The sequence below is a fragment of the Kitasatospora sp. NPDC008050 genome, assembly GCF_042957465.1.
Lineage (GTDB): Bacteria > Actinomycetota > Actinomycetes > Streptomycetales > Streptomycetaceae > Kitasatospora.
This window is the reverse complement of sequence record NZ_JBIBIJ010000009.1, coordinates 213,809-236,539: the sequence shown is the minus strand read 5'-3', so window position 1 is coordinate 236,539 and position 22,731 is coordinate 213,809. Positions and strand designations below refer to the sequence as shown.

At 75.0% G+C, this 22,731-nt stretch carries 24 protein-coding genes; 3 read left to right on the top strand and 21 right to left on the bottom strand.

Annotated features, from left to right (window positions below):
* Window positions 1-95 precede the first annotated feature (95 nt).
* On the top strand, window positions 96-686 hold the full coding sequence (locus ACFZB9_RS20080; RefSeq protein WP_391448880.1) for a fasciclin domain-containing protein: 591 nt from the start codon (window positions 96-98) through the stop codon (window positions 684-686).
* 152 nt (window positions 687-838) lie between these two features.
* Here the strand turns inward: ACFZB9_RS20080 and ACFZB9_RS20075 are convergent, their stop codons facing one another.
* The 5 genes from ACFZB9_RS20075 to ACFZB9_RS20055 all read right to left on the bottom strand — a co-directional run bounded on the left by ACFZB9_RS20075 (window position 839) and on the right by ACFZB9_RS20055 (window position 6,243).
* On the bottom strand, window positions 839-1,714 hold the full coding sequence (locus ACFZB9_RS20075) for a hypothetical protein (protein WP_391448878.1): 876 nt from the start codon (window positions 1,712-1,714) through the stop codon (window positions 839-841).
* Window positions 1,715-1,895: 181 nt separating this feature from the next.
* Window positions 1,896-2,933 (bottom strand): NAD(P)H-dependent flavin oxidoreductase, encoded by a 1,038-nt coding sequence (locus ACFZB9_RS20070; RefSeq protein WP_391448876.1) that lies wholly within the window; start codon window positions 2,931-2,933, stop codon window positions 1,896-1,898.
* Window positions 2,934-3,018: 85 nt separating this feature from the next.
* Window positions 3,019-3,690, bottom strand: coding sequence for a TetR/AcrR family transcriptional regulator (locus ACFZB9_RS20065; protein WP_391448875.1), 672 nt, complete (start codon window positions 3,688-3,690; stop codon window positions 3,019-3,021).
* 556 nt (window positions 3,691-4,246) lie between these two features.
* Complete coding sequence (locus ACFZB9_RS20060) at window positions 4,247-4,879, bottom strand: response regulator (protein WP_391448873.1); 633 nt, start codon at window positions 4,877-4,879, stop codon at window positions 4,247-4,249.
* Window positions 4,876-6,243, bottom strand: a complete 1,368-nt coding sequence (locus tag ACFZB9_RS20055; RefSeq protein WP_391448871.1) for a sensor histidine kinase — start codon at window positions 6,241-6,243, stop codon at window positions 4,876-4,878. The genes ACFZB9_RS20060 and ACFZB9_RS20055 overlap by 4 nt, the downstream gene beginning before the upstream one ends.
* A gap of 322 nt (window positions 6,244-6,565) precedes the next feature.
* On the opposite strand from ACFZB9_RS20055, the gene ACFZB9_RS20050 reads away from it, so the two are divergent.
* Together ACFZB9_RS20050 and ACFZB9_RS20045 are read left to right on the top strand one after the other, a co-directional pair.
* Window positions 6,566-7,639 carry an FtsX-like permease family protein gene (locus ACFZB9_RS20050; RefSeq protein WP_391448869.1) on the top strand — a complete coding sequence of 358 codons (1,074 nt, stop codon included), beginning with the start codon at window positions 6,566-6,568 and terminating at the stop codon, window positions 7,637-7,639.
* Complete coding sequence (locus ACFZB9_RS20045; protein ID WP_391448867.1) at window positions 7,636-8,340, top strand: ABC transporter ATP-binding protein; 705 nt, start codon at window positions 7,636-7,638, stop codon at window positions 8,338-8,340. The genes ACFZB9_RS20050 and ACFZB9_RS20045 overlap by 4 nt, the downstream gene beginning before the upstream one ends.
* Before the next feature lie 58 nt (window positions 8,341-8,398).
* Here the strand turns inward: ACFZB9_RS20045 and ACFZB9_RS20040 are convergent, their stop codons facing one another.
* The 16 genes from ACFZB9_RS20040 to ACFZB9_RS19965 all read right to left on the bottom strand — a co-directional run bounded on the left by ACFZB9_RS20040 (window position 8,399) and on the right by ACFZB9_RS19965 (window position 22,570).
* Entirely contained in the window at window positions 8,399-9,109 is a 711-nt protein-coding gene (locus ACFZB9_RS20040) for a GntR family transcriptional regulator (RefSeq protein ID WP_391448866.1), read from the bottom strand.
* Window positions 9,110-9,360: 251 nt separating this feature from the next.
* Entirely contained in the window at window positions 9,361-10,257 is an 897-nt protein-coding gene (locus tag ACFZB9_RS20035) for an ornithine cyclodeaminase family protein (RefSeq protein WP_391448864.1), read from the bottom strand.
* Window positions 10,254-11,348: a proline racemase family protein gene (locus ACFZB9_RS20030; RefSeq protein WP_391448863.1), complete on the bottom strand. Its 1,095-nt coding sequence runs from the start codon at window positions 11,346-11,348 to the stop codon at window positions 10,254-10,256. The genes ACFZB9_RS20035 and ACFZB9_RS20030 overlap by 4 nt, the downstream gene beginning before the upstream one ends.
* Window positions 11,345-12,700, bottom strand: a complete 1,356-nt coding sequence (locus ACFZB9_RS20025) for an aldehyde dehydrogenase family protein (RefSeq protein WP_391448862.1) — start codon at window positions 12,698-12,700, stop codon at window positions 11,345-11,347. The genes ACFZB9_RS20030 and ACFZB9_RS20025 overlap by 4 nt, the downstream gene beginning before the upstream one ends.
* A complete protein-coding gene (locus tag ACFZB9_RS20020) occupies window positions 12,697-13,701 on the bottom strand; it encodes a proline racemase family protein (RefSeq protein WP_391448861.1) in 1,005 nt (334 codons plus the stop codon). Before ACFZB9_RS20020 ends, ACFZB9_RS20025 begins: the two co-directional genes overlap by 4 nt.
* A 74-nt stretch (window positions 13,702-13,775) precedes the next feature.
* A complete protein-coding gene (locus ACFZB9_RS20015; protein ID WP_391449036.1) occupies window positions 13,776-14,639 on the bottom strand; it encodes a dihydrodipicolinate synthase family protein in 864 nt (287 codons plus the stop codon).
* A 146-nt stretch (window positions 14,640-14,785) separates the two neighbouring features.
* A complete protein-coding gene (locus ACFZB9_RS20010; RefSeq protein ID WP_391449034.1) occupies window positions 14,786-16,288 on the bottom strand; it encodes an FAD-dependent oxidoreductase in 1,503 nt (500 codons plus the stop codon).
* Complete coding sequence (locus ACFZB9_RS20005) at window positions 16,272-16,604, bottom strand: (2Fe-2S)-binding protein (RefSeq protein WP_391448860.1); 333 nt, start codon at window positions 16,602-16,604, stop codon at window positions 16,272-16,274. The genes ACFZB9_RS20010 and ACFZB9_RS20005 overlap by 17 nt, the downstream gene beginning before the upstream one ends.
* Before the next feature lie 79 nt (window positions 16,605-16,683).
* Window positions 16,684-17,865: an NAD(P)/FAD-dependent oxidoreductase gene (locus tag ACFZB9_RS20000; RefSeq protein WP_391448858.1), complete on the bottom strand. Its 1,182-nt coding sequence runs from the start codon at window positions 17,863-17,865 to the stop codon at window positions 16,684-16,686.
* A gap of 124 nt (window positions 17,866-17,989) precedes the next feature.
* A complete protein-coding gene (gene tatC / locus ACFZB9_RS19995) occupies window positions 17,990-18,940 on the bottom strand; it encodes a twin-arginine translocase subunit TatC (protein WP_391448857.1) in 951 nt (316 codons plus the stop codon).
* A 67-nt stretch (window positions 18,941-19,007) separates the two neighbouring features.
* Complete coding sequence (locus ACFZB9_RS19990) at window positions 19,008-19,277, bottom strand: twin-arginine translocase TatA/TatE family subunit (protein WP_391448855.1); 270 nt, start codon at window positions 19,275-19,277, stop codon at window positions 19,008-19,010.
* Between the two features lie 210 nt (window positions 19,278-19,487).
* Entirely contained in the window at window positions 19,488-19,676 is a 189-nt protein-coding gene (locus tag ACFZB9_RS19985; RefSeq protein WP_391448853.1) for a hypothetical protein, read from the bottom strand.
* Entirely contained in the window at window positions 19,673-20,008 is a 336-nt protein-coding gene (locus tag ACFZB9_RS19980; protein WP_391448851.1) for a hypothetical protein, read from the bottom strand. Before ACFZB9_RS19980 ends, ACFZB9_RS19985 begins: the two co-directional genes overlap by 4 nt.
* Window positions 20,005-20,928 (bottom strand): helix-turn-helix transcriptional regulator, encoded by a 924-nt coding sequence (locus tag ACFZB9_RS19975; RefSeq protein ID WP_391449032.1) that lies wholly within the window; start codon window positions 20,926-20,928, stop codon window positions 20,005-20,007. The genes ACFZB9_RS19980 and ACFZB9_RS19975 overlap by 4 nt, the downstream gene beginning before the upstream one ends.
* Before the next feature lie 32 nt (window positions 20,929-20,960).
* On the bottom strand, window positions 20,961-22,004 hold the full coding sequence (locus ACFZB9_RS19970) for a helix-turn-helix transcriptional regulator (RefSeq protein ID WP_391448849.1): 1,044 nt from the start codon (window positions 22,002-22,004) through the stop codon (window positions 20,961-20,963).
* Between the two features lie 191 nt (window positions 22,005-22,195).
* Window positions 22,196-22,570 carry an FKBP-type peptidyl-prolyl cis-trans isomerase gene (locus ACFZB9_RS19965; protein ID WP_391448847.1) on the bottom strand — a complete coding sequence of 125 codons (375 nt, stop codon included), beginning with the start codon at window positions 22,568-22,570 and terminating at the stop codon, window positions 22,196-22,198.
* Window positions 22,571-22,731 lie beyond the last annotated feature (161 nt).

The following is a 22,731-nucleotide window of genomic DNA, read 5'->3' as shown; positions in this document are numbered from 1 at the left end:
CCGTCCGCCTCCCGGGCGGCGGACTGACGAAGTGTCACTATCTGGGCGTATCCGACATGTTATCGCCGGATTTTCGCCCGAGGAGGAGCCGCACGATGCCCCGCCCCACCACCCGCCCCGCTCTGCTGGCGGTCCTCGCCCTTGCCCTGGTCCCCCTGGCCGGCTGCGCCGGCGCCGACAAGAGCCCGGTCGCGGCCGGCGGCCCCCCGCCGCCGGAGAAGCCCGTCGGCCAGAGCTGCGCCGCGCTGCCCGCGGACGGCCCGGGCAGCCTGGACTCGATGGGCGGCATCCCCGTGCTGTCGGCGATCGAGCAGTCCAAGGACCTGACCGCGCTGGCCAGGCTGGTCAAGACGGCCAAGGCCAAGGACGTCTTCGACTCGATGGACAACGTCACCGTCTTCGCCCCCGACGACGCCGCCTTCGCCAAGCTCCCCGACGACCAGCGCAAGGCGCTGGACACCCAGCCGGGCGCGAGCGACCTGCTGCGCAAGCTCATCGTGGTGCGCGACCTGAAGAAGAACGACCTCACCGACGAGGCCTACACCTCGCTCCAGGGCGCGGTGCTGAAGGCGACGGGCACCGGGGACGACTACCGGATCGGCGGCGCGCGGGTGCTGTGCGGCAGCATCCGGACCTCCAACGCCCGCCTCGCGACGCTCGACCAGATCCCGGCCTTCGGCGGCTGACCACCTGTTGCTGGGCGCCGCTCCCCCTCCCGGGAACGGCGCCCAGCGGCACGAGTGGAGCCGGATCACGGGCCGGGCCGGGATCACGAGCGGGGACGGGATCACGAGCGGGGCCGGATCACCGGATCAGCTCAGCGGGTCAGCTCAGCGGGTCAGACCACCGACTGCCAGACCGCCAGCAGATACGCCCCGTACCAGCTGCCGGCCAGCAGCGCCGCCCCCGCGATCGGCCAGGCCACCCGCCCGCGGGCCCTGGCCAGCGCGACGGCGCCGGGTAGCAGGAAGAGCAGCGCCGGCACCAGCAGACGCGGCTTGCAGGAGGGGTAGTCGCTCCGGCCGACCGCGAGCGCCGTCACCAGCAGCCCGTAGAGCGCCAGTGGCGGCCACGGCCGCCGGAGCAGCGCCAGCACGCTGCCGCCGAGCGCCGCCAGCACCGGCAGCGCGACGCTGACGTCCACCCAGCCGGTGCCGCCGGTCAGCTGGTCGGTCACGTAGTCCCAGCTGTGCGCGCCCCAGTCCAGCGCGGTGCCCCATCCCGCCTGCTGGATCCGGAACCACCCGTCGGCCCGGCCGGTCCGCAGCCCCACCCAGAGCAGGTACCCCGGCGTGGCCGAGCAGGCGACCACGGCGGCCACGGCGGCCGCCAACGGCCTTACCCATGGCTGCTTCTGATGGATCGCCAGCCAGGCGGCCAGGGCGACCGCCGCGCCGACCGCGAGTCCGCCGGGGCGGGTCAGCCCGGCCGGCACCGCCCAGGCCTCGGCCACCGTCCACCGGCCCCGGTGCGCGGCCAGCAGCGCGCCCGCCGCGCAGGCCAGGAAGACGGCCTCGCTGTACCCCATGCCGAACACCACGGCCATCGGCTGAGCCACCGTCAGCAGCACCATGAAGAGCCCGGTCCGACGGTCGTACAACCGCCCGAACAGCCGGTGGAGCAGCACCGCCGCGACCGCCCCCGCCACCCGGGACACCGCCAGTGCGGCGTCCCCGTAGCTCGCGCCGGTGGCCAGGTGAACCAGCCGGATCACGGCCGGGCAGACCGGGAAGAACGCGAGACTGCCGCCGAGCCAGGCGCCGCTCGGATCACGCGGCGTTCCTGCCGCTCTGCACGGCCCACCCGGTCCCAACGGCGGCCTGGGACGCGCGGATCCGGTTCGACGGCTGGATCTGACCGGCGCGCACCGCCCGCACCTCCCAGGGCGCTCGCCGCTACCGCTGCGCCTGCGCCTCGCGCCACAGCCGCCCGGTGATCTCGCCTGCCGTCCCCGGGCGCGCCCTGGCGAACGCGGTACCCGCCCACAGGTGCATGCGCTGGGTGTCGGCGCGGGCGGTGGCCGCGGCGCGCAGGGGGGCGGTCAGGTGGTGCACCTCGGGGTAGGCGTGGGGGGCGTGGCCGGCGTGCTCGTCGATGAAGGCGTTGCGCAGACCGCGGGCCACCCGGCCGGTGAAGGCGCGGGTACGGACGCTCTCGGTGAAGGCCGGGTCGGCCAGCGCCGCACGGTGCGGTGCGGAGGTGCCGGCCTCCTCGGCGAGCAGGTAGGCGGTGCCGAGTTGGACGGCCCCGGCTCCGGCTCGCAGCGCGGCGGCGATCGCGGCGCCGTCGGCGATCCCGCCGGCCGCGATCAGCGGCAGGTCGACGGCGGCGCGGACCAGGGAGAGCAGCTCAGCCAGGGGTTCGCTGCCCGGCTCAGTGCCGGCCTGGTGCGTGCCCCGGTGTCCGCCCGCCTCCGGGCCCTGGACGCAGAGCGCGTCCAGGCCCAGCGCCACCGCCGCACGGGCCTCGGCCACGCTGGTCACGGTGGCCACCTGAGCGGTGCCCGCCGACCGCAGGGCGTCGGCCTCCTGACGGGTCGGCAGGCCGAAGGTGTAGGAGAGCACGGGTACCGGATCGGCGATCAGTGCGGCGATCTTGGCGTCCCAGTCCTCGTCGTCCGGTGCGATCCGCTCCGGCAGTGCGACGCCCCAGCGCTCGGCCTCGGGGAGCAGCTCCGCCCGGTAGGCGGGCACGGCGGCCAGCTCGGCGGGGTCGGTGGCGGCCGGCACGAAGAGGTTGACGCCGAACGGACGGCTCGTCAGTTCGCGCGTCCGGGCGATCTGCTCGCTCATCGCGCCGGCTCTCTTGTATCCGGCGGCCAGGTAGCCGAGGCCGCCCGCCTCGTTGACGGCCGCGACCAGCGCGGGGGTTGAGGCGCCACCGGCCATGGGCGCGGCGATGATCGGCAGGGTCAGCTCGGGAAGAGTGGACACGCGTTCCACTGTACGACGGTGCGCGGGGCGGGCCGCGGGTGGCCAGCTGCGCGCGGACCGCGGACCGCGGACCGCGGACCGCGGGTCAGCCGGAAAGCCCGCGCGCCGCCTGCCGGATGGCCGCGAGCCGCTCGGGCGGGCAGCCGGCCCCGCACGCCAGGCGCAGCGCGGCGTCGGCCACCGCGAGGCACACGGTCTCCGTCGCGTGCTCGGAGCACTGCCGGGACACCGCCACCGTGCCTTCCACCAGGCCCAGCACCAGTTCGCCCCGCAGGGTCAGCTCCGACGCCGGCAGGCCGTCCAGCCCGGTCAGCAGGGTGCGGTAGGCGGCGCCGAGTTCGCACCGGAGCTGGCGGAAGTCGGCGAACCGCTCACCGCGCACCTCGGGCAGCAGGTAGAGCGCGCCCAGATTGGAGAAGCCGCCGAGCAGCAGGCCGGTGTCGAAGTGGACCATCGCCCAGAGCCGGGCACCGGGCACCGGTTCGGCGGTCTCCAGCAGGCGGTTGGCATGGGCAAGGGCGGGGGTGACGGTGCCTTCGAGCAGGGTGGCGAGGATGGCGTCCTTGCTCGCGAAGTGGTGGTAGAGGGTGGACTGGCGCAGACCGGCCCGCTCGGCGACCGCGCGGGTGGTGGTGGCCGCGTAGCCGTCCCGGGTGAACAACTCGGCGGCGGCCGCGAGGACCTGGGCGCGACCGTCGGCACCGCGTGCGACCGCGGTGGTGGGAGACGGGGCGGGCGACGGCGAGGCGGGGGGCATTGCGCGATCCTCCCACAGCCGCCGGGCGCACGGCAGAACGGCGCCGGGCGCACGGCAGGACGGCGGAACGGCGCCGGGCGCACGGCAGGACGGCGGGACGGCGCCGGGCGGGGCCAGGCCGCTGCGCGGCGTTGCGGCGCGGCGGCGATCCCGGTCGGCCGGCGTCGCTCCACCGACCGCTGCCACGATGGCCAAGGCCCATCAGGATCTCCTGATGGAGGCCGTTTCGTCAGTGGATCGTCCGGTTTGTTGACCAGTAATCCGTAAAATCTTTCGCCTTGTCATGTCCGAGGTATGGACGCTCCCAGGGACGGGCTGCTTGGGTAATGCATGTCACCCCCATGCGCCCCGCACTCCCTCGGTACCCCTCGTCATCGGCAGGCCACGCCGCCGTATGACTGGTACCCGCGTACAGCAGGGCTGAGCCCCGCGACGCCCCCGGTTCCCGGGCGGCCCGGCCTGACGTGCGGTCAAGCCGAGCCGCCCGGCCACAACCGGGCTCCGGGCACCCAGGGCTGACCTCCAGCGGCTCCGGGCAGCCCGCAGCGAGGCGGCGTCACCCGGCGCGGATCAGCCCGCTGCTCAGCCCGGCGGCGATCGCGGCGGTGCGGCTGTCCACGCCGAGCTTCTCGTAGATGTGCACCAAGTGGGTCTTGACGGTGGCCTCGCTGATGAAGAGGCGTTTGGAGATCTGACGGTTCGCCAGCCCCGATGCGAGCAGCTGGAGGATCTCGGCCTCGCGGGGCGACAGCGTGGGCCGCCCGGCCCGTACCCGGCCGAGCAGGCGTGCCGCCACGGGCGGGGCCAGCACCGTCTCGCCCCGGGCGGCCGCCTGGACGGCGGCGACCAGCTCCGGTGGCGGGGCGTCCTTGAGCAGGTACCCGGTCGCACCGGCCTCGACGGCGGCCAGGATGTCGGCGTCGGTGCTGTAGGTGGTCAGGATGAGCACCGCGGGTGGGTCGGGCAGCGCGGTGATCCGCCGCGTGGCCTCCACACCATGCATGCCGGCGCCCATCTGCAGATCCATCAGCACCACGTCGGGGCGCTGGGGCAGGGCGTCGAGCAGACGCAGTGCCTCCGCTCCGTCACCGGCCTCGCCGACGGCCTCCAGCTCCGGCAACTCGTCGACCATGGCGCGCAGGCCCCGCCGCACCACCGGGTGGTCGTCGACCAGCAGCACTTGGATCATCGCGGGGTCCCCACGCTCTCGCCCGAGCTCGCCGCCCGGGGGCCCAGCAGACGTGCGGCCAGGGCTTCGAGCCCCTCGTGCTGACCCGAGCCGTCGAGCCGGCCCGAACCGTCGAGCTGACCTGGTCCGGCGAACTGACCTGGGCCGCCCTGCTCGTGCGAGTCGTCGTGCCCAGGTGGGCCGACCGGGGAATCCGGGCCGGCCGCTTCGTCCGGATCGTCCAGCCCGGCCGGCGCCGCCAGCCCGACCAGCCGCAGGGAGGCCGCGACCACCGTGCCCTCCCCCGGGGCCGACTCGACGGTGAGGCTGCCGCCGAGCGCCGCGATCCGCTCGTGCATCCCGTGCAGGCCGAAGCCGCTCCCGCCCGCCGGATCGGCCACCGCCTGGGGATCGAACCCCACCCCGTCGTCGAACACGTCGAGCGTCACCTCATCGTCCAGATAGCAGAGGGTCACCGCGATCCGCTCGGCCGCCGCATGCCGCTCGGCATTGGCCAGCGCCTCCTGGGTCAGCCGCAGCAGGGCCACCTCGGCCTCCACCGGGAGCGGGTACGGCTCACCGTCCAGGTGGAAGACCGCCCCGCGCCCGCCCGCCAGCCGGCGCAGCGCCTCGGCCAGGGTGGCGTCGTCCAGCGCGGGCGGGGTGAGCGCCCGGACGAAGCGGCGGGCTTCGGCCAGGTTCTCGGCGGCGGTGCGGCCCACCTCGCGGATCCGCCCGGCGGCCGCCTGCGGATCGGCGGGCAGGGCCGCCTCGGCCGCGCGGGCCAGCATGACGATGCTGGAGAGCCCCTGCGCGAGGGTGTCGTGGATCTCCCTGGCCAGGCGCTGACGCTCCGCCAGCCGCCCTGCCTCGCGCTGGCTGGCCACCAGCTTGCTCTCGGTGCGCACCAGATCCTCGATCAGGCGCTGGCGCTGGCGGTTCTCCCGGTAGAGGGCCGCGTAGCCGTAGGCGGTGAGCAGCGCGACCACAGCCCCGGCCAGCGGGCCGAGCACCTTGGCCGTGGTCAGCCCGCCCGCCGTGCCGGCCTGGGCGGCCACCACCAGGCCGGTCAGGCCCAGCACGGCGGGCACCGCCCAGCGCACCGGGAGCAGGTGCAGGCAGATGAAGTAGAGCGGGAAGGCGAGGTAGCAGAACTCCGGGTGGCCGAGCGTGAGCACCGCCCAGAGGAGGACCACCGCGGCGAGCCAGGCGCCGGCCCAGCGCCGGTCGACCCGGATACGCCGCACCAGGCCGCCGACGGCGTAGGCGGCGCCGAGCGTCAGCGCAGCGGCCAGCCCTGCCGCCCCGAGCAGGCCGTCCAGCAGGCCGCGCAGCACCAGCACCGCCAGGAGGGTGAAGAACAGCCCGTGCAGGGCGAGGTTCATCACCCGCAGGGCGGGGGTGCTCGCAGTATGTCCGGCGAGGGCGAGGGCGGGGGAAGGACGACCGGCGTGATCGGCCCGGTCGGCACGGTTGAGGCGGCTCACGCCTTCCGAGGGTACGGCCCGGGCACGGCAGATCACCGCCTGGCGGCATCAACCGTTCGATGGATTCCAGGCTCCATCAGAGGAGCGGCTTGCGAGCCGCTCCTCTCGGCGATGGCAGGGACCCCGACGGGCGACAGAGTGGAGCCACAGTCCAACCGCCCCCTTCGGCCAGACCGCCGTTACGACCACACCCCGCCCGCCCTCGACCAAGTAGGTTCCCGTGTTCGTCGCTCTGCGTGACCTCCGCTTCGCCAGGGGCCGCTTCGCCCTGATGGGCGCGGTGGTCACCCTGATCACCACCCTGGTGGTCTTCCTGTACGGGCTGACCGGCGGCCTGGCCTCGGCGGCCTCCTCCACCATCGCCGGGCTGCCGGCCGGCCGGATCGTCTTCGGCGCGCCCGTCGGCGCCGCGCCGACCGTCTCCTTCAGCGCCAGTTCCATCTCGCCCGAGCAGCAGGCGGGGTGGACGGGCACGCCGGGGGTTTCCTCGGTCGAGCCGCTCGGGGTCTCGATGACCAGGCTGACCGCCGGTGGCACCGCCTCCTCGGTCAGCGTGCTGGGCACCGCCGGGCCGCTGCTGCCACCGCTGCGCTCGGGAGCCGCACCGGGCGACGGCCAGGTCGCGGTGGGCGCCGACACCGCCGCCGACAGCCACCTGACGGTGGGTCAGCAGGTCCGGCTCGGGCCCCGGACCTTGACCGTCAGCGCGATCACGGACCAGCGCTCCTACGCCCACGCCCCCACCGTCTGGACCACCCTGTCGACCTGGCAGGCGCTCAGCGGCCAGACCCGGCCCACCGCCCTGGCGATCACCGCGGGCCACACCGCCGACCTCGGCGCGCTCGATCGAAGCCAGAACACCAGAGCCGCCACGCTTGAGGACGCCCTGGCCGGCATCGACGGCTACGCGGCCGAACAAGGCAGCCTGCAGCTGATCCAGGGCTTCCTCTTCGCGGTCAGCGCCCTGGTGGTCGGCGCCTTCTTCACCGTCTGGACGATCCAGCGCAAACCCGACATCGCCGTCCTCAAGGCGGTCGGCGCGAGCAGCGCCTACCTGGTGCGGGACGCGCTCGCGCAGGCCGCCGTGGTGCTGCTGGCCGGCGCCCTGCTCGGCGGGGCGGCCGGCGCCGTCGGCGGGGCGATCGCCGCCACCGGCGTCCCCTTCGACCTGAGCGTGACCAGCGTGGCCGTGCCGGTGGTCGCCATGGTCCTGCTCGGCCTGCTCGGCGCCGTACTGGCCGTGCGCCGGATCACCGCCGTCGACCCGATCACCGCCCTGGGAGCCGCCCGATGACCAGTACCGTGACCACGCCGCGCACCCGCACGGGCCTGGCGCTGCGCGAGGTGACCCTCACCTACCCCGATGGCGACCAGCGGCTGACGGCACTGGACGAGGTCAGCCTGGAGGTCGCCCCCGGCGAGTTCACGGCGGTGGTGGGGCCCTCCGGCTCCGGAAAATCCAGCCTGCTGGCCGTGGCCGCCACCCTGCTGCGCCCCGACCGCGGCCAGGTGCTGATAGACGGTCAGGACGCGGGCGCCCTGTCCGCCAAGGCCCGCACCGCGCTGCGTCGTGAGCGGCTGGGCATCGTCTTCCAGCAGTCCAATCTGCTCGCCTCGCTCACGGCGGTGGAGCAGTTGCTGGTCCTGACCGACCTGCGTGGCGACCGCCCCGGCCAGGCCCGCTCCCGAGCCGAGCAGTTGCTCGCCTCGGTCGGGCTGGACGAGTCCAAGCAGCGCCGTCGCCCGCACCAGCTCTCGGGTGGTGAGCGCCAGCGGGTCAACATCGCCCGGGCGCTCTTCGGCCGGCCCTCGGTGCTGCTGGTCGACGAGCCGACATCGGCGCTGGATCACGAGCGCGGGGCGCAGATCGTACGGCTGCTGGCCGAAGCCACCCGCGAGCACGGCACGGCCACCGTGATGGTCACCCACGACCGGGCGCTCCTGGGGGAGGTGGACCGGGTGCTGCAGATGGCGGACGGACGCCTGCGCGGGTGACGCGCTCCGGCACCGCCCAGGGCTTGTCGGGCAGGCCCTCGGGCCTGCCCCGAAGCCGCTAGCGCGACCCCAGACGCAGGGCCGGCTTCTCCGCCGCGGCCTCCTCGCGGCCGGCCGCCCACAGGGAGCGCACGTGGCTGAGGTGGCGGGCCATGCAGGCCTCGGCGGCCTCGGCATCGCCGGAGATCATCAGGTCCAGCAGTTCCAGGTGCTCCTCGGCGGAGGAGACCAGCTCGCCGCGCTGGTCGAGGCGGGTCAGGCCGTAGAGACGGGAGCGCTTGCGCAGGTCCCCGACGACCTCGACCAGGCGGGCGTTGCCGGCCAGGCCCAGCAGGGTCAGGTGGAACTGGCGGTCCGCCTCCAGATACCCGATCAGGTCGTGCTGGCGGGCAGCGGCCACGATCTCCTCGGCGACCGGCCGCAGCGCCTCCAACTGCTCGGCCGTGGCGCTCCGGGTGACCCGACCGACCGTCGGGACCTCGATCAGCTCACGGATCTCGGTGAAGTCGTCCAGGTCCCGCTCGGTCATCTCGGTGACCCGGAAGCCCTTGTTGCGCACGGCCTCGACCAGGCCCTCACGGGCGAGGTCCAGCATCGCCTCGCGGACCGGGGTGGCCGAGACGCCGAAGTCGGCGGCCAGCGCGGGCGCGGAGTAGACCACGCCGGGGCGCAGTTCACCGGAGATCAGCGCGGCCCGCAGGGCGTGCGCGACCTGGTCACGCAGACGCTCCTGAACGGAGATGAGAGGGCGGGGCTTTGACTCGGTCACTGCGGTCCTCCGGAGAGTGCGGAGCCCCCAGCGTACAATGTCACGTTTCGACTGGTCAGCACGGCTGGGCAGCGGATCGGCGGCGGATCACCCGGCCAGCGAGCCGCGAACGCCCCACGGGCGCCCCCACTGGCGCCCCCACGGACGCCGTCGGGCGACCCGCGCACGGTCCTCGGGTACGCCGGCAGGCCGGCCCGCGAGCAGACCGGCGTCCAGCCCGTCCCCACAACGCCCTTGACGCAGCGTCAACTTCAGCACCGGCGGCGGTGAAGTTCGGCGGCGACGGCGAGGTCCTGCCAGGCCATGCCGACGCTCTTGAAGAAGCGCGGCCGGTCCATCGGGACGGCCGCCGTCCCGTTCACCAGCTCGGCGAGGTTGGCCCACTCCTCGGACCCGGCCACGCCGTCCGCGAGCAGCAGATCGCCCGCCTCCAGCCGCGCCGCCGCCCGGGCCTCCACATAGCAGGCGGCCCGGGCCACCAGCGCGCCGTCCACCTCCCGCGCACGCGGGCTGTGCGAGCCGACCGCCGCCACCACCGCGTGCTCGGGGACGAGCGCGCCGTCGAAGAGCGGCGCGGTCGCGGTGGTGCAGCAGACCACCAGGTCGGCCCCGGCGACCGCGTCCGGCTCCCCCACCGCGGCCGCGAACCCGCGGGCCCGGGCGTGCCGGACCAGCTCCGCGGCCGGTTCGGCCCGGCGCGCCACCACCGTGACCCGGCCCAGCGGCCGGACGGCGGACAGCGCGTCAAGGTGCCCGTAGGCCTGCGGACCGGCACCGAAGAGCACCAGGTGCTCCGCGTCGGCAGCGGCCAGCCGGTCCACCGCGACGGCGGTGACGGCCGGCGTACGCAGCGCCGTGAGCGCCGCACCGTCCAGCAGGGCGAGCGGGAGCAGGGTGCCGCCGTCCAGCAGCAGATAGCTGCCGGTGATCCTGGGCAGGCCGAGCGCCGGGTTGGCCGGGGCCACGCCCGCGATCTTGACGCCCGCGTACCCGTCGGCGGCCGCCGGCATCAGCAGCAACTCGCCGCTCGGGACGGCCACGTTGCTGCGGCCCGGGCAGGCCTCCACGTCGAGTCCGGCCCGCAGTACGCCCACGATCGCCTCGATGGCCCGGCGCATCGTCAGGTCGACGGCCAGCTCGGCGATCACAGCAGGAACCCGGTGCCGAGCGGGTCGGCCGGGTCCAGCACGAACCGGTGCTCGCCGGTGCGACTGGCCGCTCCGGTGACCTCGGTCAGCACGCCGTCCGGACCGTCGCCGAGGACCCGGCCGGTGAAGACGGTGCCGATCACCGACTCGTGGCGCAGCTCCTGCCCCGGGCCCAGCCGCCCGTCCGCCGCGAGCAGGGCCAGTCGCGCCGAGGTGCCGGAGCCGCAGGGCGAGCGGTCGATCTGGCCGTCCGTGAAGACGGTGACGCTGCGCTGGTTCGGTCCGGCCCCGGTGTCGGGCAGCTCCTCGTGGAAGATCACCCCGTACAGGTCGTACTCGGCGAGCAGCGCGGCCCGGATCTCCCGCCCGAGCGGGACCAGTGCCGACAACGCGGCCGGGGTGACCCGCGCACCAGCGCCCGCACCCGAACCAGCGCCCGCGCCTCCGTCCGTGCCGCCGTCGGCACCTCCGTCCGTGCCGCCGCCCGCAGCCGCGAACGGTCCGCCGCCCGGCACCACCAACGAGGCGTAGCGGGCCCCGGAGTCGGCCACGTCGACCTCCAGCGTCCCCACCGAGGTGGTGACCGGCAGCTTGCGGGCCAGGATCCGGGTCGGCACATTGCGGAAGCCCACCGCCGTGGTGCGCCCGGCGCTGCGGTGCACCAGTGCGGTGACCCGGCCGGACGGCACGTCGATCCGGACCTGGGCGGTGCCGTCGTCCGGTGCGGCGACCAGCCCGCTGTCCACGGCCCAGGCGCCCAGGGCCATGGTGCCGTGACCGCAGGCGGTGGAGTAGCCGTCCTTGTGGAAGAAGAGCACGCCCAGCTGCGCCGCATCGTCGTCGGGCGGCACCAGGAACCCGCCGTACATCCCCGCGTGCCCGCGCGGTTCCCGGGTCAGCAGCTGCCGCACGGTCTCCAGCGGGCCGAGCCGCAGCGCGATGGCCCGGCGCTCGGCCACACTGTCGCCCGGGATGGGCGGCAGGCCGGCGGTGACGATCCGGAACGGCTCACCGGCGGTGTGGTAGTCCACCGTCCGGACCTCGAGCCCCGGCGCCGACCCCGACGCCGACCCCGGTTCAGGCCCGCTCACCGCGCCTCCCCCGCCGGCAGCAGCGAGATCGTGCGGCTCGCGGTGTAGAAGTCCAGCGCGGCCGCCCCCTGCTCACGAGCGCCGTGCGAGGCCTGCTGGGTACCACCGAACGGCAGGTGGAAGTCGACCCCGGTGGACGGCGCGTTGATCCGGATCATCCCGGCCGCCAACCGCTCGGCGGCGGCGAGGGCGACGTCCAGGTCCCGGGTGTGCACCGAGGCGGCCAGGCTGTGCCGGGTGGCGTTGGCCAGCGCGACCGCCTCGTCCAGGTCGGCGGCGGCCAGCAGCACCGCGACCGGCCCGAAGAACTCCTCGGTCAGCAGCGGGTGTCCGTCCGGCACCCGGTCCAGCAGCGTCGGTTCGACGAACCAGCCCGCCCGCTCCGGCACCCCGCCGCCCGTCAGCACCTGCGCCCCGTCCGCCACCGCCGAGGAGACCGCGCCGGTCAGCCGCTCCCGCGCCGCCTCGGAGATCACCGGCCCGCACTCCACCTCCGCCAGTGCCTTGACCAGCGCCGCGCGCAGCGGTTCGAGGGCAGCGCCCACCGCGATCACCCGACTGGTGGCGGTGCACTTCTGGCCCGCGTACCCCGCGATGGCGAAGGCCAGCTGGGCCGCCACCTGCTCGACGTCGGCCGTCGGCAGCACGATGGCCGCGTTCACCCCGCCCAGTTCGGCCTGCACCGGCACCGAGCGCTCGGTGGCGGCGCGGATCACGGCCTGTCCGGTGCCGGTGGAGCCGGTGAAGGAGATGACATCCGCGGCGGAGACCAGCGCCGACCCCTCCGCCGCGCCGCCCGGCACCACGGTCAGCACGTCCGCGGGCAGCGCGAGCAGCTCGGCCAGCCGCAGCGCGCAGGCGCTCGCCTCCGGCGCGGGCTTGAGCACCACGGTGTTGCCCACCGCCAGCGCGGGCGCGGCCTTCCACAGGGGGATGGCGTACGGGAAGTTCCACGGCGTGATGAGCCCGGCCACCCCGTGCGGGCGGCGGCGGGTGAGGAGCAGCCCCGGCCCGGCGGCGGTCTCGTGCACGGAGCCGGACGGCGCGTAGGGCGCCTGCGCGTAGTAGCGCAGGATGGCGACGCTCCTGGCCACCTCCCCCCGCGCCTCGGCGACCGGCTTGCCCACCTCGCGCACCGCGAGCGCGGTCAGCTCCGCGGCATGCGCCTCGACCGTGTCGGCGGCCCGCCCCAGCGCGGCCGAGCGCGCGGCCGAGCCGAGCGCCAGCCAGCCGGGCTGCGCGGCCCGGGCCCGCTCGACGGCGGCGGTGGTGCCGAAGGCGCCGGGGGCCTGGACCTCGATGACCAGGTCGGCCGGGTCGGCGGGGTTGTGGGAGGTGACAGTGGCGCTCACAGCAGGAAGCCTCCGGGGAAGGGGTCGCTCGGGTCGAGGAAGTACTGGGCGGTGCCGGTCAGCCAGGCCCGCCCGGTGACGGTCGGGATCACCGCGGGCCGCCCGGCCACCTCGGTCGACTCGACCAACCGGCCGGTGAACCGGGTGCCGATGAAGGACTCGTTGACGAAGTCCTGGCCGATCGCCAGCTCCCCCCGCGCGTGCAGCTGGGCCATCCGGGCCGAGGTGCCGGTGCCACAGGGCGAGCGGTCGAACCAGCCGGGGTGGATCGCCATCGCGTGCCGGGTGTGCTCGGCGGTGGAGCCGGGGGCCAGCAGGTTGACGTGGTGGACGCTGTGGAAGGACGGGTCCTCGGGGTGCACGGGACGGTCGGCGGAGGTGTTGATCGCCTCCATCAGGGCCAGACCCGCCGCCAGCATCTCCTGCTTGCGCGCCCGCTCGAAGGGCAGCCCGAACTCGGCCAGCGGCAGGATCGCGTAGAAGTTGCCGCCGTAGGCGAGGTCGTAGGTGACGGCGCCCCAGCCGGGCACCTCGATCTTCTGGTCCAGCGCGACCGCGTAGGACGCGACGTTGCGGATGGTGACGGCGGTGGCGGCGCCGTCCACCACCTGGACCTCGGCGGTGACCAGCCCGGCCGGGGTGTCCAGGCGGACCGTGGTGACCGGTTCGACCACCGGCACCATGCCGGTCTCCACCAGCACGGTGGCGACCCCGATGGTGCCGTGCCCGCACATCGGCAGCAGCCCCGAGACCTCGATGAACAGCACGCCGAAGTCGGCGTCCGACCGCGTCGGCGGCTGCAGGATCGCGCCGCTCATCGAGGCGTGGCCGCGCGGCTCGAACATCAGCAGGGTGCGCAGATGGTCCAGCTGCTGCTGGAAGTGGACGCGCCGCTCGGCCATGGTGGCACCGGGGATGACGCCGACCCCACCCGTGATCACCCGGGTGGGCATGCCCTCGGTGTGCGAGTCGACGGCGTGGAAGACGTGGCGGGTGCGCATGGATGACCCTTCGTCAGCTGAAAGCGGGTGGGACGGCGGAGCAGGACGGCGGAGCAGGACGGGCCCGACGGGCCCTAGCGCAGGCCCTCCGCGAGCGCCTTCTCGGTCGCGGCCCGAACGGCGGCCTCCACGGGTGCGGGCAGCGGTCCGCGCGGCGGCCTGGTGGGCCCGCCGGGCAGCCCGGCGATGTCCATCGAGAGCTTGATCGCCTGCACGAACTCGGTCTTGGAGTCCCAGCGCAGCAGCGGGTGCAGCGCCCGGTAGAGCGGCAGCGCGGTGGTCAGGTCGTGGGCGACGGCGGCCCGGTAGAGCGCGACCGAGGCCTCGGGCAGCGCGTTCGGGTAGCCGGCGATCCAGCCGACCGCTCCGGCCAGCGCGAGTTCGAGCAGCACGTCGTCGGCGCCGATCAGCAGGTCCAGGCCCGGCGCCAGCTCGGCGATCTCGTAGGCCCGCCGGACATCGCCGCTGAACTCCTTGACGGCCACGATGCTGCCCTCGCCGTGCAGTTCGGCCAGCAGCTCGGGGGTGAGGTCGACCTTGGTGTCGTACGGGTTGTTGTACGCCACCACCGGCAGGCCGACCTGGGCCACCTCGGCGTAGTGCGCGCGCACGGCGGCAGCGTCGGCGCGGTAGGCGTTGGGCGGCAGCAGCAGCACCGAGCCGGCGCCGGCCTCGGCAGCCTGCTCGGTCCAGCGCCGCGACTCCGCACTGCCGTACGCCGCCACGCCCGGCATCACCCGGGCGCCGTCGCCCGCCGCCTCGACGGCCGTGGTGACGACTCTGGCGCGCTCCTCGGCGGTGAGCGTCTGGTACTCGCCGAGCGAGCCGTTGGGGACCACGCCGTCGCAGCCGGCCGCGATCAGGCGCTGGACGTGCTCGGCGAAGGCGTCGTAGTCGACGGAACGGTCCGGGCGCAGCGGCAGCGCGGTGGCGACCATGATGCCGCGCCACGGACGGGTGCGATCGTGCTGGGGGTTGGTCACGAGCGACTCCTTGGTGAGGTGTGACATTTTATGAAGGATTGACAAGGTCGTGCAAGGGGGGCGCTCCCCCGTGTCGGGCGACGCGCCGTGCCTGGGGCGGATCAGCCCGGCGGCAGGTCCGCCAGGTCGCCGAGCCGCACCGGACAGGAGAACGGACGGCGGTCGGCGGCGGCATCCCCGATCCCGGCCCCGGCCTCGGCCTCGGCCAGGCAGGCGACGGCCGGGCCGCACATCCGCCCCTGGCACCAGCCCATCCCGGCCCTGGTGAGCAGCTTGACGGTGCGCGCATCGCCGGCGCCCAGCTCCTGGACGGCCTCGGTGATCCGGGCCAGCGGCACCTCCTCGCAGCGGCAGACCTCGGTCTCCGGGGAGAGCCACCCGGTCCAGCCAGGCCCGGGCCGGTGGACGGCCGCCATCAGCTCGGCGAAGGCGCGCAGCCGCCGGCGCCTGGCCAGCAGCGCGGCGGGCGGCTGCTGACCGGCGATCGCCACCGCGGCCAGCTCGCCCTCGGCCAGCGCCAGTTCCGCCCCGCCCACCCCGCAGGTCTCCCCCGCCGCCCAGAGCCCGGGCACCGTGGTGCGCTGGCGGGCGTCGACCCGCAGCGCCAGGGTGCCGTCGGGCACGGCCCTGGTGGCCGCGCCCAGCTCGGTGGCCAGCTCCAGCTGCGGCACCAGGCCGTGCCCGACGGCCAGCGCGTCGCAGGCGATCCGCCGCTCGGTGCCGGGCACCGGGCGCCAGTCCCGGTCCAGCCGGGCCACCGTGACGGCGCGCACCCGGTCGGTGCCGTGCGCCTCGATCACCGCATGGGCGGTGCGCGGACGCACGGCGTGCCGGGCCAGCGCGGCGCCGTGCGTGACGCCCTCGGCCAGCTTGCCGGGGACAGCGGCAAGCCGACCGGGACGACGGGCGTACCCGAGGTAGCCGCCCGCCTCCAGCAGCGCGGGCACCTCGGCCCCGGCGGCGGCCAGCGAGGCGGCCACCGCGAGCAGCAGCGGTCCGCTGCCCGCCACCACGATGCGCCGGCCCGGCAGCACCAGTCCGGCCTTGAGCATCGCCTGCGCCCCACCGGCGGTGACCACCCCGGGCAACGTCCAGCCGGGGAACGGGAGCTGGCGCTCATAGGCGCCGGTGGCCAGCAGCACCGCGCGGGCGTCGAGCCGGCCGACGGTCTCGGTGCCGGACTCGGCGCCGACCGTCGCGTGCAGACGCCAGCCCGTCGCCGCTCCGGGCGTCGGCGGCGCTCCGGGCAGCAGCACTCCGGGCAGCAGCACTCCCTGCAGCAAAACAACATGGTGCCGCAACCGGACCTCGACCCGCCCGGCCGCGCGGTGCTCCGCCAGCCGGTCGGCCAGCGCCGTGAAGGTGGACCAGCGGTGGTGCAGCCGGTCGGGGCGGGCGGCCCGCAGCGCGGCGGCGGGATGGCGGTAGTACTGGCCGCCGAGACCGCCGCCCGCGTCCAGCAGCACGCAGCGCAGGCCCCGGTCGGCAGCGGCCACCACCCCGGCGAGCCCGGCGGGGCCGGCGCCGATCACGGCGAGGTCGTAGCCGGCGCCTTCGGCACCCGTCGGCCCGGAGGGCTCAGACCGCTCAGACGGCGAGTTCAGCACGGCCGTGCCCCTCCTGTGTCGTGACGGTGTCGCCGGGCGCGGCCGGCAGCAGGCAGGTGCGCTGATTGGGCCGGCCGTTGACGGTGGCCAGGCAGTCGTAACAGGCGCCGATCCCGCAGAAGGCGCCGCGCGGCCGACCGCCCACCCGGGTGGTGCGCCAGGCCACGATGCCCTGCGCCCAGAGCGCGGCGGCGATGCTCTGACCCGGCAGCGCGGGGATGGGCCGGCCGTCGAACTCGATGGTGTGGGCCGGCCCCGGTGTCGCCGCGACCAGCGCGGCGGGGGTGCGGGGACCAAGGCGGGGACGGCGCATGGGCGGGGTCCGTTCTGCGCGGGGGCGGACAGGAGCGGTGCGGACAGGGGCGGTGCGGGCAGGGGCGAGGGGCCGGCGGTCAGTCGTCGAAGCGCTCGGGCCGGAAGGCCGCGAGGTCGACCCCCGCGCGGTCCGCCGCCTGACGTCCGATCAGCTGGTCGGTGATCAGCAGCCCGGTGGCCGGGGCCAGGCCGATGCCCGCGCCCTCGTGGCCGCAGGCATGGTAGAGGCCGGGTGCGCGGGGGTCGGCGCCGATCGCGGGCAGGTGGTCCGGCAGGTAGGGGCGGAACCCCCGGTAGGCGCGCAGCACGCGCACCCCGGCCAGCACCGGAAAGAGCGCGGCGGCCTGGGCCGCCAGCCGACGCAGCGCCTCGACGGAGACCGTCCGGTCGAAGTCGACCCGCTCCCGGGTCGCGCCGATCAGCACCGGACCGCCCGGGGTCCCCTCCACCACGGCGGAGCTCTGCAGTGCGGCCGATCCGCTGGCCACGTCCGCCACGTAGTCGGCGGCGTAGACCTTGTGCCGCACCACCCGCGGCAGCGGCTCGGTGACCAGGACGAAGCCGCGCCGGGGCAGCACGGGCAGGCCGACCCCGGCGAGCGCGGCCACCTCCCCGCCCCAGGTGCCGGCCGCGTTGACCACCGCGCCGGCCGCCAGCTCGCGCCGGGTTGTCCGCACGCCGCGCACGCCCGGTGTGCCGGCCGTCCCGGCCGCCGGATCGAGCAGCAGGGCCGTCACCCGTTCGCCGGAGTGGAGCACGGCACCGGCCCGGCGGGCCTCGCGCAGCAGGTGCGCGGCGGCCAGGGCGGGCTGCACCTGGGCGTCCTCGGGGTAGTGGAAGCCGCCGGCCAACCCGGGCGCCAGGTGCGGCTCGTAGTCGGCCAGCCGATCGGCGGCGACCTCCTCGGCGCACACCCCGGCCGCCAGCTGCTGGGCCGCGAACGCGCGCAGCGCCTGCTGCCCGGCCGGCTCGGCGGCGACCACCAGGCCGCCCTTGGCCTCGTACTCGATCGCCGCGGGCAGTTCCTCGGCCAGCTCGCGCCAGAGCCGGGCGGAGAGTTGGGCGAGGTCGAGCTCGGGGCCGGGCGCCTTGTCGGAGAGCAGCAGATTGCCCTCCCCCGCGCCGGTGGTCCCGCCGGCGACGGGGCCGCGGTCCACCACGGCGACCGACAGGCCGGCCCGGGCCGCGTAGTACGCGCAGGCGGCGCCGACGATGCCGGCGCCGATCACCACGACGTCATGGGATGGTCTCGTGAGCACACCAGTAATATGTCACATTGCCTTCAGTGTGCCAAGGTCCTCCGCGGTCCGGTCTGCCCCTGCGCGAACGCCCCGGTCCGCAGCAGCGGACCGGGGCGTCGGCACAGCGTGGGCCGGGCAACCGTCAGGTGATGTCGTCGTCGACCTGCTCGCCGCGGGCGGGCGGGACGGAGGCCACCGGCGTCGGCGAGGCGACGGCGGGGGCCGAGGCGGCGACCGCCTCCGCGCCCTCGACGCCCTCGACGCTCAGGTCCAGGTGCGAGGCCTCCTCGTCCGACAGCGCGGCGTCCGGGTTGCGGCGCAGCCGGCGGCGGTCGTTGAGCAGCGCGAAGCCGACCGCCACGAAGTAGAGGACCCAGATCGGCGAGGCCAGCGCCAGCATGCTGACCGGGTCGGCGCTCGGCGTGGCGACGGCGGCGAAGACCGTGATCGCCATGACCATGGCGCGCCACCAGCCGAGCATCCGCTTGCCGGAGAGCACCCCGCCCAGGTTGAGCATCACCAGCAGCAGCGGGAACTCGAAGGCCAGGCCGAAGACCAGCAGCATCCGGGTGGCGATGTTGAGGTAGTCCTCGACCGGCAGGATCTGCTCCGCGCCGATCGGGGTGAACGAGCCCAGCACCTCGATGGTGGTCGGCATCAGCAGGTAGCCGCAGGCGACGCCGCCGAGGAAGAGCGGGGTGCCCAGCCCCAGGAAGGTCAGCGTGTAGCGCTTCTCGTGCCGGTGCAGGCCGGGCGAGATGAAGGCCCAGGCCTGGTAGAGCCAGATCGGGACGGTGGCCACCAGGCCGGCCAGCAAACAGACCTTCAGGGTGAGGTTGAACGGCTGGGTGACACCGATCACCGCCACCTTGGCGCAGTGCTTGACCCCGGCCAGCGGCTTCCCGTCGGGCCCGCACTCCGGCAGCGGCCGCATCAGGAAGTGCAGCAGCTCGTTCTTGAAGTACGCCGCCACGATCGTGCAGACCACGATCGCCAGGACCGACTTGACCAGCCGGTTGCGCAGCTCACGCAGGTGATCGCCGAGGGACATCCGTCCGTCGTCGTTCTTGGGCGGCTTGGAAGACTTGCTCAACCCCGGTCCTCAAACTCGTGCGTCATGGCGCGCCGGGCGGCGGCCACTGGGTGAACGGGCGGCACGCTCAACGCGTGCGGCCGGTTCGCTGCTCGGTGGCCGGCCGCGCGGTGGAGGCATCACCGGGTGCGGCCTTGATGGTGGGCGCCGAGTCGGCCGGCGACGGCTCGACCGGCTGCTTCGCTTCCTTCTCGAACTCCTCGCGCAAGGCGGTGGTCTCGCTCTTCAGGATGCGCAGCGAACGTCCCACGGCACGGGCCAGATCAGGCAGCCGCTTTCCGCCGAAGAAGACCGCCGCCATCAGGATGATCACCAGGAACGCCAGGATCCTGCCCATGGACGGCTACCTTCTGATTCGGTGCGGTTGTCCAGGGTCCGGCTGGACCCCGGCCGCTGCTGGACGGGACGGCGCGGCCCGCGGGTACACCCGGGACCACGGTGAGAGCCTAACCCGCGCGGTCCGGCGGCAGGAGACCCCCGGCTCACCCACGGGTGAAGTTTGGGCGTCGCCCGGTGCCCGGGAGGGTGGCCGGGGCGGGCCGACGGCTCAGCGCCGCACGCTCTCCACGCTCTCGCCCAGCTCCTCGGCCGCCCCGGTCAGCGCCTGCGAGGCGCCGTCCACCTGCTTGGCCAGGCCCCGGACGTCCAGCCACAGCCGCATCCCGAGCACCCCCAGGACCAGCAGCCCGGCGGTGGCCAGGCCCACCGCAGCCATCAGCACCCAGGTCTCCGTCACCCCTCCACCGCCTGGAGCAGGCGGATGGTGGAGACCCCCGCGCCGGTCAGCGCCGCGACGATCTTCTCCCCGGCCGGCTTGCGCACCGCGGCCCCGCAGGCGGGGCAGGTGAAGCTGTAGAAGGTGCGCTCCTTGGTGCGCCCGAGCGCCAGGCGGAACTCGGCCGCGGCCAGCTCCACCTTCTCCCGGCACTGCGAGCAGTAGACCTTGAATCTCGTGTCGGTCGTCATGGCCGTGTCGGCTGCCGTCATGGCGGTGTCGGCTGCCGTCGCGGCGGTGCTGGCAGCCGTCTGCGCGGAGTCGGCTGCCGTCGCGGCGGTGTCGGCCGTCACGGCTGCTCCGGGTAGCCGGCCAGCGCCGCGAGCGCGGCGGCCCTGGCCTGCTCGGCCAGCGGCGCGGGCGCCACGATCCGCCCGTCGCGGCCCAGCCGCAGGGCCAGCGTGCGCAGGCCCGAGGGGTCCGAGCTGCGCAGGGTGATCCGCAGGCCGCCGTCCGGCAGTTCCTCGGCCAGGTCGTGCGTGTAGTACTCGGCCACCCAGCGACCGCCGGGGCCCACCTCGACCACCACCTCGGGATCGTCGGCACCCGGGTTGACCAGCCCCTGGGAGAGGTCGCGCGGCTCCAGCCGGGGCGGATCGGCCGGCTCGTCGAGGATCCTGATCTCGGCGACCCGGTCGAGCCGGAAGAGCCGGCGGTCCTCGGAGGTACGGCACCAGCCGTCCAGGTAGGTGTGGCCCTCCGTCAGCAGCCGGATCGGGTCCACCTCGCGCTCGGTCATGCCGCCGCGCCCGTGCGAGTAGTAGCGCAGCCAGATCCGCCGGCCCTCGCTCAGCGCGCGGTCGATGTCGGCGAAGACCTGGCCCTCGGCCTCGAAGGTCACCCCGACCCGGGCGCTGCCCTCGGCGCTCTCCCCCGCCGCGTTCTCGATCTTGGCGACGGCCCGGGTGAGCGCCTGGCGGTCCCGCTCCCGCAGGCCCGGCAGACCGGCCACCGCCCGGGCGGCCACCAGCAGCGCGGTGGCCTCGTCGGCGGCCAGCCGCAGCGGCTGGGCCACGTCGTCGACGTTGTGCCACCAGATCCGCTCGCCGTCGGTGTCGATGTCCAGCAGGTCGCCGCCGCGGAAGCTGGTGCCGCACATCGGCAGCACGTTCAGGTCGGCGATCAGCTCGCGCTCGGTGATCCCGAACGCCCGGGCCACCTCGGCGACCTCGGCGCCGGGGCGCTCCCGCAGGTAGGTGACCAGCGAGAGCATCCGCCGGGTCTGGTCGATGGCGTTGCTCACCCTCAGGCTCCTTCGACGGTGTCGACAGCGGAAACGGCGGTGCCGGCCGCACCGGTGCGGCCGCCGGCCGGGGCGAGCGGCGCCAGCCCCGCCACCGCGCGCAGCCGGTCGACGACCTCGGCGCGCAGGTCCTCGGGCGCCAGCACCACCAGGTCGGGCCCGTACTCGGCCAGGTTGGCGCCCAGCCCGTGGCCGTAGGGGATCTCCAACTCGTCCCAGTCGGCGTCCAGCTGACGGGTGGCCAGCGCCTTGGTGCGCAGCGGGAAGCCCGCTCCCCGGCGCAGCCGCACGGTGGCCGAGGCGGTGGCGCCCTCACCGGCGAAGGTGGCCACGTAGGCACGGACGTCCACGTGCTCGGGCACCGGCGCGGTGAAGGCGGCCGCCCGGGAGCGGACCTTGCCGGTGATCCGGCTGAGCCTGAAGACCCGCGCCGCGGCGCGGTCGCGGTCCCAGCCGGCCAGGTACCAGTGGCCGCGCCAGCACTCCAGCGCCCAGGGCTCCACCGAGCGCGGCTCGGTGACGGCGGCGCCGGCCTTGCGGTAGTCGAAGGCGACCGGGCGCCGGTCGCGGGCGGCGAGCAGCAGCGGCTCGAAGGCGGCCTCACGGGCCGGGATGGTGGGCTCCAGTGCGGTGCGACCCTCGGCCCCGTCATCGGTGAACGGCACCCCGGCCGCGCGCAGCTTCTGCAGCGCGCCGCTGGCCGCACCGGAGAGCCTGGCCTGCTGCCAGACCCGGGCCGCCAGGCTCAGCGCGGCGGCCTCCTCGGCGTCCAGCGCGATCTCCGGCAGCCGGTTGCGGTCGCGCCGGGCCAGGTAGCCGGCCTCGCCGTCCGTGGTGTTCTCGTCGACGTCGATCACCAGGCCCAGCTCGCGCAGGTCGTCCTTGTCCCGCTCGAACATCCGGTTGAAGGCATCCTCGCTACCGGACTGCCAGGCCTCCCGATAGGCCTCGACGGACTCCCTCAACTCCCGCTTGGAGAGCGGCCTTCTGGTGTTCATCAGGCACAGGGCGAGATTCATCAGCCGCTCTGCCTTGGCGATCGCCATCGCTGACCCTTCCGTGAACCGCTGTCGGCCGCGCCGCGCGCGGGGCCGGCCCGATCTTCCGGGCCCGGCGACCCTGACCGTACCGGGTACGGGACCTGCGGCGAAAGCCGAGATCGCGCGGCGGCTGCGGGGAAGCGAACGGCGCCGGCCGCGCCCGCCGGTGGCGGGGTGCGGCCGGCGCCGGAACGGGATCAGACCGAGATCAGGTCCACCACGAAGATCAGCGTCGAGTTCGGCGGGATCAGCGGGGTCGGCGACTGCTTGCCGTAGCCCAGGTGCGCCGGGATGGTCAGCTTGCGGCGCCCGCCGACCTTCATGCCCTGCACGCCCTGGTCCCAGCCCTTGATGACCCGGCCGCCGCCCAGCGGGAAGCGGAAGGTCGAGCCACGGTTCCAGCTGGCGTCGAACTCCTCGCCGGTCTCGAAGGTGACACCGACGTAGTGCACCTCGACGTTGGCGCCGGCCTTGGCCTCGGCGCCGGTGCCGACCTCGATGTCCTCGATCAGCAGCTCAGCCGGAGCCTCGCCACCCGGGAAGTCGATCTCCGGCTTCGTCTTCTGCGTCACAACTGCCTCTTTTCATCGGCCGCCGTCGGCGGCCCCACGTCACGTCCACACAGCACGGCGGCGGACCCGCCGCACGAAGGCTTGGTCACAAGCCACCGTACGGGCATCCGCCGCCCGTGCAGTTCAGGCCCGGCCGCGGGTCACCCCGCGGACCGGAAGCC

Bases quoted from the DNA above. Each gene is read 5' to 3' on its own strand.
- ACFZB9_RS20080 (WP_391448880.1), top strand. From the start codon at position 96: ATGCCCCGCCCCACCACCCGCCCCGCTCTGCTGGCGGTCCTCGCCCTT.
- ACFZB9_RS20065 (WP_391448875.1), bottom strand. From the start codon at position 3,690: ATGCCCCCCGCCTCGCCGTCGCCCGCCCCGTCTCCCACCACCGCGGTC.
- ACFZB9_RS20060 (WP_391448873.1), bottom strand. From the start codon at position 4,879: ATGATCCAAGTGCTGCTGGTCGACGACCACCCGGTGGTGCGGCGGGGC.
- ACFZB9_RS20055 (WP_391448871.1), bottom strand. From the start codon at position 6,243: ATGAACCTCGCCCTGCACGGGCTGTTCTTCACCCTCCTGGCGGTGCTG.
- ACFZB9_RS20045 (WP_391448867.1), top strand. From the start codon at position 7,636: ATGACCAGTACCGTGACCACGCCGCGCACCCGCACGGGCCTGGCGCTG.
- ACFZB9_RS20020 (WP_391448861.1), bottom strand. From the start codon at position 13,701: ATGCGCACCCGCCACGTCTTCCACGCCGTCGACTCGCACACCGAGGGC.
- ACFZB9_RS20015 (WP_391449036.1), bottom strand. From the start codon at position 14,639: ATGGTCGCCACCGCGCTGCCGCTGCGCCCGGACCGTTCCGTCGACTAC.
- ACFZB9_RS20005 (WP_391448860.1), bottom strand. From the start codon at position 16,604: ATGCGCCGTCCCCGCCTTGGTCCCCGCACCCCCGCCGCGCTGGTCGCG.
- ACFZB9_RS19990 (WP_391448855.1), bottom strand. From the start codon at position 19,277: ATGGGCAGGATCCTGGCGTTCCTGGTGATCATCCTGATGGCGGCGGTC.
- ACFZB9_RS19975 (WP_391449032.1), bottom strand. From the start codon at position 20,928: ATGCTCTCGCTGGTCACCTACCTGCGGGAGCGCCCCGGCGCCGAGGTC.
- ACFZB9_RS19970 (WP_391448849.1), bottom strand. From the start codon at position 22,004: ATGGCGATCGCCAAGGCAGAGCGGCTGATGAATCTCGCCCTGTGCCTG.